The organism is Blautia hominis, assembly GCA_002270465.1.
Classification (GTDB): Bacteria; Bacillota; Clostridia; order Lachnospirales; family Lachnospiraceae; genus Blautia; species Blautia hominis.
On the sequence record NQOF01000001.1, the window covers coordinates 513,383 to 529,749 of the forward strand.

Genomic DNA, 16,367 nt, shown 5'->3' on the forward strand with positions numbered 1-16,367 from the left:
TCTGTTCTCTACAAATACGTTAAGATCTCCCGGTAAAACTCCAGGATCGTTTCATATTTCATGCCGCAGTTTGCCGGACTGGTGGACGGCAGCTGTCTGATCGGCACACCCGTATGGGGCTCACAATATTTCCGGTAAAGCGCCGCTGCCTTTTGGCCGGTGGCAAAAACAGCCTGTATGGGTGCAGCATCCAGCACGATGGACATATCATTGGCCGCCGGGTTTTTAATGCTTCCGTCATCCGCCCCACGTATCTCGCAGCTTTTCAGCACATCCCACACAGCCACCTTATGGGCCAGCAGCATTTTCTTCTTTTCTTCTATGGTCAAAGGCATATCTTCGCCCAGAACTTCCCCCATCACTTTCCAGAATCTGTTTCTGGGATGCCCGTAATAAAATCCTTCCTCTCTGGATTTCGGAGAAGGCATTGTCCCCAAAAGCAGCACTCTGGAACTGCTGTCAAAAACCGGTGCAAACGTATGCGTCACATATTCTGTCTGATTTTTCATCGGCTCCTCCCCCAAATAGACGAAATATTTAAGTCTTCTTTTCTTTTATCATTGTAGAATTTTACTTCTTTCGTCCTCATTATACACTATTTTTTCTCTCCTGCGAAGTAAAAAAAGTTGGCAAAACGACTTTACGAACGCCGTCTTATGAGTATATAATAAAGACTGCATCGGAAAAACTGCAGAAAGTACACACAGCACACTATCTGTGGTGAAAACAACAGAATTCTTAAGTAAAAAGGAGAAAAATCAATGGGTGGAATATTTGGAGTAGCTTCTAAATCCAGCTGCACTTTGGATTTGTTTTTCGGAACAGACTATCATTCTCATCTAGGAACAAGAAGAGGCGGTTTGGCAGTCTATGGACCAAATGGATTCAACCGTTCGATTCACAATATCGAAAATACCCCTTTCCGTACCAAATTCGACGGAGATTTAAACGAACTGGAAGGAAATCTGGGTATTGGCTGTATCTCTGACAACGAGCCGCAGCCGCTTTTAGTACAGTCACATCTGGGCAGCTTCGCTATCACAACTGTAGGAAAAATCAACAACATGGATGAGCTTGTAGATATCTCCTATAAAAACGGATGTACCCATTTCCTGGAAATGAGCGGCGGAAGCATCAATCCAACCGAGATGGTGGCGTCCCTGATCAACCAGAAATCCACCATTGTGGAAGGGATACAGTATGTACAGGAGCTTGTTGAGGGTTCCATGACCCTGTTCCTGCTCACCCCTAAAGGAATCTATGCAGCCCGTGACCGGGTAGGCCGTACCCCTGTCATCCTTGGCAAAAAAGAGGATGCCTTCTGTGCCGCCTTTGAAAGCTTTGCCTTCTTCAATCTGGGCTATGAACCCTACCGCGAACTTGGTCCCGGAGAAGTTGTATTCCTTACACCGGAGAGCGCTGAAACTTTAGTCAAACCACGTGAGGAAATGAAGATCTGTTCCTTCCTGTGGGTATACTATGGATATCCCACCTCTACCTATGAAGGCATAAATGTAGAGGAAATGCGCTACGAATGCGGCAAAAAGCTGGCACAGCGCGATGCCCAGAGGGAAAATGTGAAACCCGACCTGGTCGCAGGTGTTCCCGATTCCGGTATCGCACACGCGATCGGCTACGCCAATGCATCCGGTATTCCCTTCTCCCGCCCGTTCATTAAATATACACCGACCTGGCCTCGCTCTTTCATGCCGACACAGCAGAGCCAGAGAAACCTCATCGCCCGCATGAAACTGATTCCTGTGGAAGCGCTGATCAAAAACAAGAGTCTGCTGCTCATTGATGATTCCATTGTCCGCGGCACACAGCTTCGCGAGACAACAGAATTTTTATACAGCAGCGGAGCCAAAGAAGTTCACATCCGTCCGGCCTGCCCGCCGCTTCTGTTCGGCTGCCCGTACCTGAACTTCTCCCGTTCCAAATCCGAAATGGATCTAATCACCCGCCGTATCATTGCAGACCGTGAGGGGGACAATGTTCCTGCGGAAGTCCTTGCCGACTACGCGAACCCGGATTCCGCCAACTACAAAGAAATGCTGGAGGAGATCGGAAGACAGCTTAATTTCACCACCCTTCACTATCATCGTCTGGATGATCTGACCGCTTCCATCGGCCTCAGTCCGTGTAAAATGTGTACACACTGTTTTGACGGAAAATAATAGATGAATCTTCAGACAAGCTATAGGCCGAACCGCTTCCGGCCGCGGAAAAATTAAGATAAGCTATCATAACAGTCCCGGATATCGTTAAGGTATCTGGGACATTCTTATACCATACAAATCTCATTTATGGAATACAGCACATCCTCTTTTTGACTGCACTCTATTGTAAAAGTCACATCCGGGCTATTTCTTTTTACAGTCTCAATTATCTCTTTATAATCCAGGTTTCCCCTTCCCAGTCCCCAGTGGGCATCCCTGTCCCCCCAATTGTCATGGACATGCAGATGTTTGATATAACTGCCAAACAGCTCCGCCCATGCACCGGCCGGCATATCTGAATAGCAATGGGCATGTCCCATATCCAGGCAAAGTCCAAAATCAGGATGCTCCACCTTCCTTGCCACTTCAAGAATAGGCTCTGCCTGTCTGTCAAACACATTTTCCATCACGATCTGGATCCCTTCCCTGCCTTCCAGAAACCGTTTATAAAAATCAGCCACCCTGTCGGCCCAGCCGATCAGCAGATATACATCCGGTACATAACAGGTGTGGAACACCAGTTTTTTAGCCCCCAGTCTTTTCGCCGCCCAGTAAGCCTGCTCATATCTTTTCCTGGTAGTCTCCAGGATCAGGGAATCAAACGTCATAGGATTCAAATCCAAAAAAGGCCCATGAAGGATCAGGTCCTCACACTCCATCTCCTCCAGCCTCTTTTCATACCGATCCGCTTTCTCTTCCAGACAGTCCAAATTTTCCGAAATAGAAAACTCAATACTTTCAACCCCTGCCCCTGTCTTTTCTATCACATCTCTCATATCCCAGTCTTCCAGTAAATGACTCACATAAATCATACTTCACCCGTCCACTCTCTTAAACTATTACTATGATCTCTACATCCGAACTCTTTTAATCTATTACCATGATCTCTACATCCGAACGCTCTTAAACTATTACTATAATCTCTACATCCGAACTCTTTTAATCTATTACCATGATCTCTACATCCGAACGCTCTTAATCTATTACTATGATCTCTACATCCGAACTCTCTTGATCTATTACCTGATCTCTACATCCGAACTCTCTTAATCTATTACTATGATCTCTACATCCGAACTCTCTTAATCATTTCATAATACCACAAATCCCCATACAATTCTTCCTTTTTTCAACAGCAAAGCCCCTCCTCCCGCCAGTGCAAGGAAAAACAGCAGCCGGACCCAACCGCCGACCTGCCTGTCCCGTGTCCGGCAGAACCTTGCAGAAAAAAGGACCGCCACGTTCCCGCAGCAGTCCTCTTCCACCTAATAATCTGTCTTCTGATAAAAATGCCCTTCCAAAAAATCCGTCTTGATCACATTGATAAATGCCTTCGGATCCGCTTTCCGAACTCGTGAGACCAACACTTTTGCCTCTGCACTGGAAACAACAGAATACAGCATTTTCCGCCCTTCATTAGAATAACAGCCGGTAGCCGCAAACTCCGTTGCACTGTGATTCGTCACCTCATAGATCTCCTGGTACACGGCATCCGGACAATCCGTAACAATAAACAGTGTCTCCTTCTTATACGCCGTATGCAGCATATGGATGATCTGTGTGGACGTAAACTGGAAAATAATAGAATAAAGTGCTTTATCCCATCCGAACAGAATACCCGCGATCACCAGCACACATCCGTTGCCAAGCAGAATAAAATTCCAGACATCCTTATTCTTTTTCTCAGCAAAATAAATAGCGATAAAATCCGTACCTCCGCCGCTTGTCCCACCCATGAGGCAAAGACTCACAGCAAAACCGTTCAACAGTCCGCCGAACACGGAGATCAGCAGAATATCCTGGGTGATCGGCTGATACGGAATAATATCGGTAAGAACACTGGTCAGCACAATGATCATGGCGGAGCTGACTGTGAACTTCTTGCCTATGGCTTTAAAACAAACGATCGTAGGGATTGCATTCAACAGCAGGTTGATTACCGTAAACGGCAGCGCAATGCCCAAAAACCGTTCAAAGATAGTCTGGATCAGCAGCGTCACTCCATTAAACCCGCCGGGATACAATCCACCGGCTCTTACAAAGGTCTTAATATTAACTGCCATGATAATGGCACCTGCAAGCCCAAAGACAACTCGTTTTGCCTCTGTCCTATAATCAATATTCGCTTTCATTTTTCCTCATCTGCTGACCTTACAGCATGTGTTTCCGAAGTTCCTCCGGAGATTTTACAGTTAAATAAGCCGGTGCAATATCAAAGACGGTTCTGCAGCCGCTCTGTCCCTCCCGGTTCAGACGGTATGCTGCCCTTGCGTAAGCTACAATGACAGAGGAAGTGAATTCCGGGTTTGAATCCAGTTTCAGACTGTACTCGATCACGTGACTGTGCTCTTGCTCCCATCCCGTCTTTCCTGTACGGATAACAAATCCTCCGTGAGGAAGTCCCGCGTGCTCAGCCTTCATCTGCTCCTCACTGATGAAATGCACAGTTGTCTCATACTCATCAAAATAATTTGGCATTGTCTTGATCTCTTTTTCAATCTTCTCTTTATCCGCGCCATCTTCTGCCACTACAAACACTTCACGTGTATGCTTTTCTCCGGTTGTCAGTTCCGGATTCTCGCCGTTTCTGACTGCTGAAAGCGCTTTTTCCACAGGAATGGTATACTGTCTTGCATCCACAACTCCGTCAATCCTTCTGACTGCATCTGAATGTCCCTGGCTTACGCCTTTTCCCCAGAACGTGTAGTCTGTTCCTTCCGGCAGAATGGCATTGGCATACAGGCGGTTCAAAGAAAACATTCCCGGATCCCAGCCCACTGAGATCAGACCGATCTTCCCGCTTTTCTTTGCCGCTGCATCTACATCTGCAAAATGCTCAGGAATTTTTGCATGAGTATCAAAGCTGTCCACCACGTTGAAATACTGTGCAAACTCAGGTGTCTGCTTCGGTAAGTCTGTTGCGCTTCCACCGCACAGGATCAGAACGTCAATTTCGTCCTTCATCTTCACAGCTTCATCCACATGATATACTTTTGCAGTCTCTGTCATGATATGGACATCTGCAGGATCACGGCGTGTAAAAACAGCAGCAAGCTCCATATCCGGGTTCTGTTTCACAGCACATTCCACTCCGCGTCCCAGATTACCATAGCCTAAAATTCCGATTCTTATACTCATCCTTTACCTCTCCTGTTAATTTTTTCTATAGTGTTTCCCTTTTCATCCCACTAAGTATAACAAATTCCCTTTTTCACTTCAACCTGCAAAATTCATAAATCAGCCGATGCCGCCGTAAAAAATCCCTAAAATATATACAACAAAAGTCATTCCCACAAAGAGATATTTTGTCGCAGGCTCGAACCATTTTCCAAGGGCTTTTGTCCGTCCCATCTGTACCTGTTCTCTGGCAAACCCTTTTGGCGCTGCCCAGAAAAACATCACTGCGGCCAGGAGCGCGCCGAGAGGGATAATATAAATGGAAACCACATCCATCCACATGCTGACCATATCAGCACTCTCGATAAAGATCCCCACTGCTGCCGCCGCAAAGGCCACCAAAATGACCGCCATCTTCCTGGACAATCCAAACTGTTCCTGAAGCGCCTCAATGGGTGTCTCAAACAAGTTCATCAGGGAAGTCACCGCAGCAAACAGTACAGCCACAAAAAATACCACTGCGAACAACTGTCCAAATGGCATCTGCCGGAACACCTCAGGAAGTGTAATGAACATCAGCGGAGGTCCCGCGGTCACATCCAGCCCAAAGGCAAAGACAGCCGGAATTACAACCAGACCTGCAAGGATAGCGGCGCAGGTATCAAAAAACGCCACATTTCTGGCACTCTCCACCACATCCACATCCTTTGACAGGTAACTGCCGTACACCAACGTGCCCGACCCTGCCAGAGACAGGGAAAAGAATGCCTGCCCAAGGGCAAACACCCAGGTTTTGGGCTGCGCGAGATATTCCCATTTTGGCACAAAGAGATATTTATAGCCCTCTCCCACATTTCCCAGCGTCAGCACACGCACCATGAGAAACAAAAAGAAAACAAAAAACAGGGGCATCATAACCTTATTCATCTTCTCGATCCCTTTGGAAACCCCAAACGCCATAATAAGAAAGGTCACAGCCAGACCTGCCATATGCCATCCCACGCTCCCAAATCCACCTGCTATCTCTCCAAAATAAGCGGAGACATCCGGGGCGCGGAACATCGTTCCCGACAGGGACCCCCACAAGAACCGCAGAAACCAGCCCACTACAACAGAGTAGCCTATGCCAATAGCCAGGGAGCCAAGAACCGGTATCATGCCGATCAGTCTGCCGCCCTTCAGCCCCCGCATCTCCATCACACTGCCGAACGCTCCCGAAGGTCCGGTCTTCATGGCACGCCCAAAGGCCATTTCCCCCACCACCCCGGAGAATCCCAGGATCGCCACAAAGATAAAATAGGGGATCAGAAAAGCAGCACCGCCGTACTGCCCGGTCCGGTAAGGAAACATCCAGATATTTCCCATCCCCACAGCCGATCCTACGCACGCCACAATAAAACCAAATTTTGAGCGGAAAGCATCCCTGGTTTGGGATGCTCCCGCCGGATTCTTTTTCATATTTTGTCCCATCCTTTTATGTAATATAGTCCTTTCAAAGGATAACACACAACCATGGGACTGTCCATAGATTCCCGGAGCGTGTCACAAAAAGCCGCTGCACTTAAGTTTCCCAAGTGCAGCGGCCCGAAACAGCCACTCGCCGTTTAACCTTTCACGCCCCCCACAACAATCCCTTTCACAAAGTATTTCTGGAAGAACGGATAAATACATAACACCGGAAGGATTCCACTCACCGCGATTGCCATCCGGCTCCATACCATAAACGGTACCGAACCGGCGGCATACCTATGCACAGTCAGATATTCCCTGAACACCTATTGGATTTGGCTGGCGAACTGCAGCAACTGATCTTCATATACATATTTTGTCAGGCATCCCACTCCCTGTACACATGTACCTCCTGTCACATTTCCAAAACGGATACACTGCTCCACGGGATAATCATGAAATAATCCATAAATAAAACCACTTAAAAATGCATCCCCGGCCCCAGTGGCGTCTACAGCCTCCACATTTTTCATAGAAGGAATGACAGAAATGCCGTCTTTATTTTTCAGAAGACATCCATCCCGGTCCAGTTTAATGATCACATCCTTGAAAAATTCCGACAGCCTTTCTGCTGCTCCTTCTATTGTGTTCTCACCTGTGATCTTCAATGCTTCTTTCTGATTAGGAACATAGTAATCGGCAATCTGCAAATATTCTCTGTATTTATCAATGGACAGGTCATCGCTCCACCCTGTATCAAACACCTGCAAAGTCCCTTCCTGATGTAGTTTCTGATAAACCTCTAAAAAACCTTCATGCATATCCACCACTTTTGCCCCACTTAAACTTTCATATACCTGTTCAAGAACTCCGGCAGTGATCTCTACCTCGTCCCTGTATGAAACAAAACTCCTGTCATGTTCCCAAACCATTGTGGAGGAAAGTACCACGGGCATTTTGCTTCCTTTATAGAGGTTCACCAGCTCCACATGGTACGACTGCAGCTCCTTTCTTACAAAATCCGAAAAACAGTCCTCTCCGATGAATGTAACAACCCTGGATGGAATACCCAGGCGCTGGAGATTGATCATGGTAGCCGGAACGCCGCCACCCAGCTGCATATCAAAACTTTTGGAATAAATCTCTTCACCGGCCACGGGCATCCGATTCAGCCCCAGATAAAGTAAATCAATGTTTGTAAACCCTGCTCCTCCAACAAAATCCATCCTATGTCCACTCCTCTGTATAGTTTTTATTTGATTCCATATATTGTGAAACCAGTTTCTGTGCAAGGGAGTAGGAATTCACCAGTGGGTGGAGCATCAGGCAGTCAACTGCTTTTGATCGGCTGTTTGTCCTCAATGCCTGGGATGCATAGCGCTCATAACTTTTAACCCTTCTGATCAATTCCATCTGAAGTTCTCCGGGGTTTTCAATCTTGTGCGGGATATATTTTCCGTCTCTGATGGTACATGTGATCTCCACCACATCCGTATCTCTCAATCCCGGAATTGCCCCCTGATTCGGGACACAGAGAATCATCTCGCTCTCCTGACCGCTTAACTCAGAATACATGTATTTTAATGCAACCCCGGCATACCCTCCGCTGTCTTTTTCGTTAATATCAAAGGAAAAAGGAGGTTTTCCTGTGTTTATTCCCGTCTCATTGGCCATATATGCATTTTCACGCATGCCATACCATTTTTCAAAAACACGGAGACAATTGTCAAAATCATGTTCTATATCCATATGAGAAAGTTCCTTTGTCATGCCCCGGTTCACATCCCTGATGACCTCGCCTCTCGTAACGCCCGCTTTCCGGATATTTTCAAGCGCCATTTCCCTATAATAGAAGTAATACAAATATTCATTTAATATGCATCCCAGGTGCTTTGCAAGGCCTTTTTCAAAAAAACGCATATCGGTTTTTTTGTATACCTCATCCTCCTCCAGCAGTCTGGGCATAATATCCTGCCCTCCAAGCTTTACATTACTGAAAAAAGACAAATGGTTCAGTCCATAGCAGTCACCGGTAACCTCATCCTGGTTTACATGGTTTAATTTGGCAAACGCATGGAGCAGGCTGCTGGGCGCGTCGCAGATGCCATAGGTAAAATCATATCCCAAATCCCGCAATGTCTGGGATACTACTCCCGCCGGATTAGTAAAATTGAAAATCTTTACATTGGGGGCCGCATATTTTCTTGCCAATTCACAATAGGTACGCAGCGCAGGCACAGAACGCATAGCAAAGGAAAATCCGGCAGCCCCTGTGGTCTCCTGTCCCAGAACCCCCAGATCAAGAGCGATCCTTTCATCCCGAATGCGCATATCATCTCCGCCCACCCGGATTGTTGTGATAATATAATCCGCATCCGTGACTGCTTCCACCGGGTCTGTCGTCAGTTTAAAATCAAGTTCCGGACGGATACGCCTGGATACCTGTTCTGCCATCTTTCCATAGATGTTCAGCTTTTCTGCATCATTATCCATGAATAAAACTTGTGTAAATCCCAATTTCCCGGCGCTCTGTGCCAGGCTTTTTGCTAAAAACATTGAGCGGACACCTCCGCCGCCTATTACTGTTATCTTCATGTATCGTCCTCTTTCCTCTTTTTAATAATCCGCTTCGTTCATGCGGAATAAACGGTTGATGAGATAGACCACCACGATTCCCGATAGGATCAGAATAACACCCATCATGTTGGCATAACCATAATTGTTGTCTGTCATGGATGTTTTATATAAATAAAGCGGCAGGTTCAGCGTCACATCCCCGGGTCCTCCATTTGTTGTAAGATAGATCAGTTCAAACTCCCTCAGCATACTGGTGGCTGCCAGAATTACGCTGGTCCCGATGATCGTCCGGATCAGCGGCAGGCGTATCCTAATATTCACAGCCATCTCAGAGGCCCCGTCTATTCTGGCCGCCTCAACCACATCCTCAGGGATAGACAGGATTCCGGCCAGAACCAGGATAATAACAAGCCCCGTATATAAAATCCAGCTCCAGGTAACCGTGATAAATGCCGAATTAGGTTCAAAAAACCAGTTTTTTGTAAATGGACTGCCCGTTACTTTTGTGAGAAACGAATTGATGATTCCATATTTAGCATTAAACACGTTTAAAAATATAACACCAAGTGCAGCAGCCGAGACCACATTGGGTATCATATAAATAGTTCTGAGTATCTTCCATCCTCTTCTCTGTCTGGATAACATAAACGCAATGACCGTTCCCAAGCCCACATGGACCACAGACTGCAGCAAGACCCAGATACCTGTATTTTTCAGTGCAGTGCCCATTCTTACGTCATGAATCGCATCAATATAGTTCTGAAACCCGATAAATTCAAAAATGCCTCCTGCTTTCCACTCAAAGAACGAGCTTCCAAACACCATGCCCATGGGAACCAGATAAATCAATCCAAACAACAGTATACACGGAAGAAGGAAACTCGCCAGCTTCCATTTATTCACCTTCATCAGTTGTCCCTCCCTATAGGGCGGCATACCGCCTGAGACGATATGCCGTATTCTGTCATGTACTAATTTTTCCCTGCTGCATCTGTCAATGCCTGTGCAAACTGCTCGGGCGTAATCTGCCCCTGTGCCAGAAGCGGATACTGGATACTGATCTCATCCACTACATTGGCATACCATAAGCTCTGGAAATCATTGATACAGCGTTCCGCTTTATTTCCATTTTCCAACACCTCATTGACAAGAGGTTTTACGTTGTCGGACTTTATATTTTCCGAAGCAGGGGTATCCCCTGTCATCTCCAGCATCAGCCTCTGACTCTCATCGCTGGTCAAAAATTTCACAAATTCCAGGGTTGCATCCAAGGTTTTTTCATCTTTTGACGCCACATTAAAACCAATTTTTCCGCTGTTATACATGACTCCGCCTGGATACAAAGCGGTTCCCACTTTATCAGCAAATCCTTCTTCCACCAGGGATGTATCATAGAAATCACTTATCATCCATGGCCCGTTTGCAATTATTGCGGTCTCCCCCATGAAAAAATTACTGGCGGCATTCTCATATTTTCCGCCCACAGCATCCGGTGTGGTATATTTCTGGAACATGGTCTGGATCTTTCCCGCGGCATCTATGAATTCGGGGGTATTGTAATCTGTAGGAAGATTTGTATTCATAAACTTTTCTCCCTCATCTGTCTGTCCGATGATCGCTCCCAGCATTAGTGATGTCACCCAGCCGGAATCCGCTGTGTCCATGGACAATGGGGTAATCCCCGCTGCCTGCAGTTTATCACATTGTTCAAAAAACTCATCCCAGGTTTCAGCAGGTTTCTCAATTCCCGCCTCTTTAAACAAATCTTTGTTATAGAAATATCCGATAACCTGCCTGGTGTAGGGAATCCCGTATATCTTGCCGTCTCTGGAATTCACGTCCCAGCAGACCTCAGAAGCCTGTTTCTTCCATTCTTCATCCACATAGGGTGTCAGGTCCACAAGCTGATCTTTCATGGAATCAATCAGGTTATATCCACCCGTGGCCAATGCATCCGGCAGCGCATTGGAAGAATACAGCACCTTCATCTTATCCACATACGCCTGGTCACCTGCGATCTCCTCCACATTTACCTTGATCTTATCACCATATTCTTTGTTGAACGCCTCCAGCCTGTTGTTAAACCACTCGGTATTTACACTGACTCCCACCCAGGATGTGGGAAAACTGATCTCTGTCACTCCCTCCGCACTTTTTTCCGCTTTTGCAGGTGCCTCTTTCCCACTGTCTCCGTTTGAGCCGCACCCTGCCATTAGGGTTACTGCCGTCACTGCTGCCACTGATAGTGCCATTGCTTTCTTCATCATCATAACTTGTTCCTCCTTATAATAAATTTTATATTAACCTTTGATCGAGCCTGCCACCATACTGGCTGTAACCTGTTCCTGCAGTATAATATAGATCACAATGCTGGGAAGGATAACCATAGTAAGTGCTGCAAACATTGCAGTATAATTAAACGAAAACTGTGACGTAAAATAATTAAGGGCCAACGGTAAAGTCCTAACCTTTGTACTTTTAGTTAATATCAGACCAAACATAAATTCATTCCAGGATGTGAGGAATTGTAAGATAGCACCGGTTGCAAGTCCTGATTTTGCCAGAGGAAGGATAATAGTAAAAAATGTCCTGTAAAACCCCGCCCCGTCAATATACGCAGCTTCTTCCAGCTCTTTGGGGATACTTTGGAAATAACTTTTAAAAACAAACAGGGATGTGGGAAGCCCCAAAGCCGCATAAACCAGTATCAGCCCGCTCCTCGTATCATATAATCCAATTCCCATCATGATTTTATATATGGGCATAAGCAGCGCAGAAGTAGGTATGAGCAATGATGACGAGAGCAGCAGCGTAATCCATGTGTTTCCTTTAAACCGGTATCTGGCCAGAACATACGCCGCCATAGAAATAATGAACACATTCAGCAGCGTACTGCTCACTGAAATCAGGACACTGTTCCCGTAAAACTTAAAGATGGGCGCCAGCTCCAGAGCCGCTCGGTATCCACCCAACCCCCAATTTTCCGGCAGAGAAAACGCGGATGACAAAATTTCCTTGTTTGTTTTGAATGATGATATCACGATCCAAAGCAGAGGGCCCAATGAAATCAAAACCAAGAATCCCAGAAATAAAAATCGTATGATTCTCCATAATAACTGTTTTCCTGATACTTTTTTACCTGTCATTCATCTTCCTCCCTTTTCTTGCATGTGCCCCTCTTCAGCAGCCGGTACGGTAAGGTATACTCCATGTTCTGATTCTGCTCTTTTTCGTTCATATTGCAGAATGTGTTCAGTGTCCACTCCACCATTTTGTCAATTGGCTGATACAGCGTCGAAAGTTTAGGGATCATTCTGCCTGACACACTGATACCGTCAAATCCCAGCACAGATATGTCATCCGGTACGCGGTATCCATGCTCATGCAGCGCTGAGATTGCCCCCATGGCAGTCTCATCACTGAAAGCAAAGATAGCTGTAAATTTCTTTCCCTTCCTTATGGCATTTTCAGTCAAACGATAGCCATTATCATATGTCAGATAGCCAAATTCCGTCATCTCCTCTTTATCCAGCTGTATTCCATATTCGGCCAAAGCCTGCTGACATCCCATAAGTCGTTGAAAGCCGGAACTGAGGCTGTGGGAATAATCTGACAATATAAGGATTTCCTTATGATTCAGATCAAGCAGGTATTTCATACCTTCATAGGCAGCCGACATATCATTGATATGCACCATCTCGCATCTGCTGTCAAAGGAGGCACCGCCCAGCATGACCACCTTAATATTTTTTGCCTGTATGTACCTGAGCATATCCCTGTCTATATCCTCATCCAGATAAATAACGCCCCTTACATACAGCTCTTTAAAAAATAACTTGTAACCGTCATCACCCACAACCGTGGGAAGAATCACCAGCTTATACTTATATTTTGGCATCTGCTCTATAATTTCCCGCAGCACCTCACTGAAATACCCCAGACGCAAATGCGGAACCAGAACAATGATCACTCCCTGTTCACTTCTCTTTCTGGTATTCGGAGTATAATGAAGCTGACATGCCGCTTCCTCAATTTTTTTAGCAAGTTCGTTTCCCACAACATTGCTCCCTGAAAAATACCGTGAAACAGTTGCCGGAGAAACCTGTGCTTTTTTCGCAACATCTCGTATTGTTGCTGCCATCCTATCAGTCCTCTCCCATTTTTTAGTCAATTTAAACTATTATTTGTTCTTATCAGCTTTTTTCTGGTCAATTTAACAATAAATCTCACATCAAAAAAAGTCAACGCAGTTTCATGTGTTTCACATTTGTTTCATTGTTTTCCTGCCTTTCTCATAAAAGTATCTATAACTGCAGACAATGATACCTTTGTTATAGTGCACCCGCTTAAAAATCCATATATTACCATTTACCTCTTAAATGCAAAAAAGACAACCGAACACCTCTATGTGAGGCATACGATTATCTTTTTTATCATTCTATCTTTGCTTATAAAATATATGAGTACGGCATTCCCTACCATCCAAAGGCAGTAAAGCTGCAGCCAAGAGCTTACTCATGGATCTTAATAACAGCCTTAACAATATCCGCCTTATTCTTCATAGAGAACTCCATAGCCTTATCCGCCTGGGAAAGCGGAAATTCATCCGTCACGATTCCCTTCAGATTGATCTTGCCGTCCGCAACAGCCTGAATCGCCATAGGATAAATATGGCGATAGCGGAACACGGTCTTAAAGGTCAGCTCCTTGTCAAGGGCAATGCTCATAGGCAGTGTTACTTCCCCTGTCCTGCTGTATCCCACAAATACAATGGTGGAGCCTTTTCTGGCCATAAGAATTGCCTGTCTGGATGTCACTTCCGCGCCTGCAGTCTCAATCACCAGATCCGTTCCCCTGCCGCCGGTCAGTTCTTTTACTTTCTCTACAACATCCTCTTTCATGCCATTGATAACGCCTGTAGCTCCCAGCTCCATAGCCTTTTCCAGTCGTTTGTCCATCACGTCCACAACGTAAACTTCGCTGACACCTCTGGCCTTCAATGCCATCATGGAAACAAGGCCAATGCAGCCTGCACCCATGACTACTGCCTTCTGCCCCAGATGGGCATCTCCCTGGATCGCAGCGTGGAATCCAACTGCCAGAGGCTCGATCAGTGCGCCCTCCAGAGTGCTAACATTGTCCGGAAGCTTGAAGCAGAGATTTGCCTCATGTGCCACGTATTCCTGGAACACACCGTCAACCGGCGGAGTTGCGAAGAATACTACATCCGGGCAGAGATTATACTTGCCCTCTTTACAAAATTCGCACTGTCCGCAGGTCTTTCCCGGCTCCAAAGCCACACGGTCACCAACCTGCAGATGCTTTACCTCTCTGCCCACTTCCACTACAACGCCGCCCGGCTCATGGCCCAGTACGAACGGTGGTTTTACCACATAATCTCCGATAGCCCCTGTCTCATAATAGTGCAGGTCCGAACCGCAGATCCCCACATAATCCAGCTTTACCAAAACTTCGTCGTCCTTTGGCTGCGGGATGGGTCTTTCTTCAAAATCCATCTTCTGGATATCCGTCATTATTGCTACTTTCATCATGCCTTCCATCTCTTGTTTTCCTCCTCTTGTGATTGTGCATTATGTGACTTCATTATAAGCCAGAACCGTATAGACTACAAGTGAAATTCATGTCTTTTTCCTTCAAATTTCTTTGATTTTTTCCATATCACAGCACTGTCATGAACACTTGCATAATCACAGTCATTCCGCCGCCAAATGCCCACAAAACCACCCCGATAAAAATAAAAAAAGGCAGGGATAAAACCGGAAACCCGGTCCTATCTCTGCCCAAAGCGGAGGCGAAATTATTTAGTGATGGAACAGACGGATGCCTGTAAATGCCATCGCCATATTGTATTTATTGCAGCACTCGATCACTGCATCATCGCGTACGGAGCCGCCCGGCTCTGCGATATATTTAACGCCGCTCTTGTTCGCGCGCTCGATATTGTCTGAGAACGGGAAGAATGCATCAGAGCCTAATGTGACATCCGTCAGTTTGTCAAGCCATGCACGTTTTTCCTCACGTGTAAATACTTCCGGTTTCTGTTTGAAGATCTTTTCCCAGGCCCCATCAGCCAGAACATCCATGTATTCCTCACCGATGTAAACATCAATAGCATTATCTCTGTCAGCACGGCGGATACCGTCGATAAATGGCAAATCCAGCACCTTCGGGCACTGTCTCAGCCACCAGTTATCAGCCTTCTGGCCTGCCAGACGGGTACAGTGTACACGTGACTGCTGGCCTGCGCCGATACCGATCGCCTGTCCGTCTTTTACGAAACAGACGGAATTAGACTGTGTATATTTCAGTGTGATCAGAGATATCTTCAGATCCATCAGCGCGTTTGCCGGAATTTCTTTATTCTCTGTCACAATATTGGAAAGCAGCGCATCGTCAATAGGAAGTTCCTGTCTTCCCTGCTCAAATGTGATGCCGAACACTTCTTTATGTTCCAGCGGAGCCGGCTGATAATCCGGGTCGATCTGGATCACATTATAATTGCCGTTTTTCTTCTGTTTCAGTATTTCCAGTGCTTCCTCTGTATATCCCGGAGCGATCACACCGTCGGAAACTTCTCTCTTGATCAGCATAGCTGTGTCTTTATCGCACACATCAGACAGGGAAATAAAGTCACCAAAAGAGGACATTCTGTCAGCGCCCCTTGCTCTTGCATAAGCACATGCCAGCGGTGATAATTCACCCATATCATCCACCCAGTAAATCTTTTTCAGCACATCTGACATGGGAATCCCAACTGCCGCGCCTGCCGGTGATACATGTTTAAAAGAAGTTGCAGCCGGAAGTCCGGTAGCCTTTTTCAGTTCTTTCACCAACTGCCAGCCATTAAAAGCATCCAGGAAATTAATATATCCCGGCTTGCCGCTGAGAACTTCAATAGGAAGCTCGCTGCCGTCAGCAACATAAATTCTGGAAGGTTTCTGGTTCGGATTACATCCGTACTTTAACGCTAATTCTTTCATATTC

The 16,367-nt window shown here is 46.1% G+C and carries 14 protein-coding genes and 1 pseudogene; 1 reads left to right on the forward strand and 14 read right to left on the reverse strand.

Features of this window, described 5'->3' with window-relative positions:
- Positions 1-8 precede the first annotated feature (8 nt).
- Positions 9-509, reverse strand: a complete 501-nt coding sequence (locus CI595_RS02415; protein WP_095171325.1) for a DNA-deoxyinosine glycosylase — start codon at positions 507-509, stop codon at positions 9-11.
- Positions 510-761: 252 nt separating this feature from the next.
- On the opposite strand from CI595_RS02415, the gene CI595_RS02420 reads away from it, so the two are divergent.
- Positions 762-2,177 carry an amidophosphoribosyltransferase gene (locus tag CI595_RS02420; protein ID WP_095171327.1) on the forward strand — a complete coding sequence of 472 codons (1,416 nt, stop codon included), beginning with the start codon at positions 762-764 and terminating at the stop codon, positions 2,175-2,177.
- A 107-nt stretch (positions 2,178-2,284) separates the two neighbouring features.
- Here the strand turns inward: CI595_RS02420 and CI595_RS02425 are convergent, their stop codons facing one another.
- The 13 genes and pseudogenes from CI595_RS02425 to CI595_RS02485 all read right to left on the reverse strand — a co-directional run bounded on the left by CI595_RS02425 (position 2,285) and on the right by CI595_RS02485 (position 16,363).
- Entirely contained in the window at positions 2,285-3,031 is a 747-nt protein-coding gene (locus CI595_RS02425; protein WP_095171329.1) for a sugar phosphate isomerase/epimerase family protein, read from the reverse strand.
- Between the two features lie 453 nt (positions 3,032-3,484).
- Positions 3,485-4,351: a YitT family protein gene (locus CI595_RS02430; protein ID WP_095171331.1), complete on the reverse strand. Its 867-nt coding sequence runs from the start codon at positions 4,349-4,351 to the stop codon at positions 3,485-3,487.
- Between the two features lie 19 nt (positions 4,352-4,370).
- On the reverse strand, positions 4,371-5,357 hold the full coding sequence (locus CI595_RS02435) for a diaminopimelate dehydrogenase (RefSeq protein WP_095171333.1): 987 nt from the start codon (positions 5,355-5,357) through the stop codon (positions 4,371-4,373).
- A 99-nt stretch (positions 5,358-5,456) separates the two neighbouring features.
- A complete protein-coding gene (locus tag CI595_RS02440; protein ID WP_095171335.1) occupies positions 5,457-6,794 on the reverse strand; it encodes a sodium-dependent transporter in 1,338 nt (445 codons plus the stop codon).
- Positions 6,795-6,940: 146 nt separating this feature from the next.
- Positions 6,941-7,045, reverse strand: a pseudogene (locus CI595_RS27025) (carbohydrate ABC transporter permease); the annotation flags it as partial.
- 66 nt (positions 7,046-7,111) lie between these two features.
- The gene (locus tag CI595_RS02450) at positions 7,112-8,011 is read right to left on the reverse strand and encodes a carbohydrate kinase family protein (RefSeq protein ID WP_095171337.1); all 900 of its coding nucleotides are present in this window, start codon (positions 8,009-8,011) and stop codon (positions 7,112-7,114) included.
- 1 nt (position 8,012) lies between these two features.
- Positions 8,013-9,380 (reverse strand): family 4 glycosyl hydrolase, encoded by a 1,368-nt coding sequence (locus CI595_RS02455; RefSeq protein ID WP_095171340.1) that lies wholly within the window; start codon positions 9,378-9,380, stop codon positions 8,013-8,015.
- Between the two features lie 21 nt (positions 9,381-9,401).
- Positions 9,402-10,271, reverse strand: coding sequence for a carbohydrate ABC transporter permease (locus CI595_RS02460; protein ID WP_095171342.1), 870 nt, complete (start codon positions 10,269-10,271; stop codon positions 9,402-9,404).
- Positions 10,272-10,333: 62 nt separating this feature from the next.
- The gene (locus CI595_RS02465; RefSeq protein WP_095171344.1) at positions 10,334-11,632 is read right to left on the reverse strand and encodes an ABC transporter substrate-binding protein; all 1,299 of its coding nucleotides are present in this window, start codon (positions 11,630-11,632) and stop codon (positions 10,334-10,336) included.
- Positions 11,633-11,662: 30 nt separating this feature from the next.
- Complete coding sequence (locus tag CI595_RS02470; protein WP_095171346.1) at positions 11,663-12,508, reverse strand: carbohydrate ABC transporter permease; 846 nt, start codon at positions 12,506-12,508, stop codon at positions 11,663-11,665.
- The gene (locus CI595_RS02475; protein ID WP_095171349.1) at positions 12,505-13,503 is read right to left on the reverse strand and encodes a LacI family DNA-binding transcriptional regulator; all 999 of its coding nucleotides are present in this window, start codon (positions 13,501-13,503) and stop codon (positions 12,505-12,507) included. Before CI595_RS02475 ends, CI595_RS02470 begins: the two co-directional genes overlap by 4 nt.
- A 370-nt stretch (positions 13,504-13,873) precedes the next feature.
- On the reverse strand, positions 13,874-14,923 hold the full coding sequence (locus tag CI595_RS02480) for an NAD(P)-dependent alcohol dehydrogenase (RefSeq protein ID WP_095171351.1): 1,050 nt from the start codon (positions 14,921-14,923) through the stop codon (positions 13,874-13,876).
- A gap of 261 nt (positions 14,924-15,184) precedes the next feature.
- The gene (locus tag CI595_RS02485) at positions 15,185-16,363 is read right to left on the reverse strand and encodes a phosphoribosylaminoimidazolecarboxamide formyltransferase (protein WP_095171354.1); all 1,179 of its coding nucleotides are present in this window, start codon (positions 16,361-16,363) and stop codon (positions 15,185-15,187) included.
- Between the last annotated feature and the right edge of the window lie 4 nt (positions 16,364-16,367).

Coding starts and splice junctions, on each gene's coding strand:
- CI595_RS02415 (WP_095171325.1), bottom strand. CDS start 509: ATGAAAAATCAGACAGAATATGTGACGCATACGTTTGCACCGGTTTTT.
- CI595_RS02420 (WP_095171327.1), top strand. CDS start 762: ATGGGTGGAATATTTGGAGTAGCTTCTAAATCCAGCTGCACTTTGGAT.
- CI595_RS02425 (WP_095171329.1), bottom strand. CDS start 3,031: ATGATTTATGTGAGTCATTTACTGGAAGACTGGGATATGAGAGATGTG.
- CI595_RS02430 (WP_095171331.1), bottom strand. CDS start 4,351: ATGAAAGCGAATATTGATTATAGGACAGAGGCAAAACGAGTTGTCTTT.
- CI595_RS02435 (WP_095171333.1), bottom strand. CDS start 5,357: ATGAGTATAAGAATCGGAATTTTAGGCTATGGTAATCTGGGACGCGGA.
- CI595_RS02440 (WP_095171335.1), bottom strand. CDS start 6,794: ATGAAAAAGAATCCGGCGGGAGCATCCCAAACCAGGGATGCTTTCCGC.
- CI595_RS02450 (WP_095171337.1), bottom strand. CDS start 8,011: ATGGATTTTGTTGGAGGAGCAGGGTTTACAAACATTGATTTACTTTAT.
- CI595_RS02455 (WP_095171340.1), bottom strand. CDS start 9,380: ATGAAGATAACAGTAATAGGCGGCGGAGGTGTCCGCTCAATGTTTTTA.
- CI595_RS02460 (WP_095171342.1), bottom strand. CDS start 10,271: ATGAAGGTGAATAAATGGAAGCTGGCGAGTTTCCTTCTTCCGTGTATA.
- CI595_RS02465 (WP_095171344.1), bottom strand. CDS start 11,632: ATGATGATGAAGAAAGCAATGGCACTATCAGTGGCAGCAGTGACGGCA.
- CI595_RS02470 (WP_095171346.1), bottom strand. CDS start 12,508: ATGACAGGTAAAAAAGTATCAGGAAAACAGTTATTATGGAGAATCATA.
- CI595_RS02475 (WP_095171349.1), bottom strand. CDS start 13,503: ATGGCAGCAACAATACGAGATGTTGCGAAAAAAGCACAGGTTTCTCCG.
- CI595_RS02480 (WP_095171351.1), bottom strand. CDS start 14,923: ATGGAAGGCATGATGAAAGTAGCAATAATGACGGATATCCAGAAGATG.
- CI595_RS02485 (WP_095171354.1), bottom strand. CDS start 16,363: ATGAAAGAATTAGCGTTAAAGTACGGATGTAATCCGAACCAGAAACCT.